A 958-nucleotide genomic window follows, 5' to 3' on the forward strand; every position below is an offset into this window, starting at 1 on the left:
CGCCCGGGGAAACTTCTGAGCCCCGCGCGCCGGCGCGCCTGCATCGAGCATGTCCAGACCGTACTGACGGTCTCCGAGCGCCGCGCCTGCCGGGCGCTTGGCCAGCATCGCTCGACGCAGCGCAAGGTGCCGCGGGGCAGGGATGACGAGGCGGCGCTGACCGCTGATCTGATCGAGCTGGCGCGTCGCTACGGGCGCTACGGCTATCGGAAGATCGCGGCACTGCTGAAGGCTGCCGGCTGGCTGGTCAACGACAAGCGGGTCGAGCGGATCTGGCGACGCGAAGGGCTGAAGGTTCCGGCCAAGCAGCCCAAACGCGGACGGCTCTGGGACGGAGACGGGTCGTGTCTTCGGCTGCGACCTGAGCACCGCAACCACGTCTGGGCCTACGACTTCGTCGAGGCGCGCACGCATGATGGCCGCAAGTTCCGCATGCTGAACGTCGTTGACGAGTTCACCCGCGAATGCCTGGCGATCCGTGTGGCTCGCAAGTTGAAGGCAGCCGATGTGATCGACGTGCTCGGCGAGCTGTTCATCGTGCGCGGCGTGCCGGAGCACATCCGCTCGGACAATGGTCCGGAGTTCATCGCCAAATCTGTACAGGCCTGGATCGGGTCGATCGGCAGCCGGACTGTCTACATCGAACCTGGTTCACCGTGGGAGAACGGATACGTGGAGAGCTTCAACGCACGACTGCGAGACGAACTGTTGAACGGCGAGATCTTCTACACGCTGAAGGAGGCACAGATCATCATCGAGAGCTGGCGACGGCACTACAATGGGGTGCGCCCGCACGGCGCGCTGGGCTACCGACCCCCGGCCCCGGAGGTGTTTGTGCCAAGCTTGCCCGCTTGGCCGGCTGCGCTCACCCGACCGGCTCCGCCGGCCAAGCTACCCGTGGAGCAAACGCCGACACTGCACTAACTTTGAACTTGGACCACCTCGTGGGGGCCGATCA

General features: G+C 65.7%; 1 protein-coding gene. It reads left to right on the forward strand.

Features of this window, described 5'->3' with window-relative positions; genetic code table 11:
- Nucleotides 1-924: IS3 family transposase (locus MFF64_RS36530; RefSeq protein ID WP_238193910.1), on the forward strand; the 924-nt coding region annotated here is incomplete at its 5' end.
- Nucleotides 925-958 lie beyond the last annotated feature (34 nt).

Origin of the sequence: Methylobacterium frigidaeris, assembly GCF_022179185.1 — a bacterium.
Taxonomy (GTDB): Bacteria; Pseudomonadota; Alphaproteobacteria; order Rhizobiales; family Beijerinckiaceae; genus Methylobacterium; species Methylobacterium frigidaeris.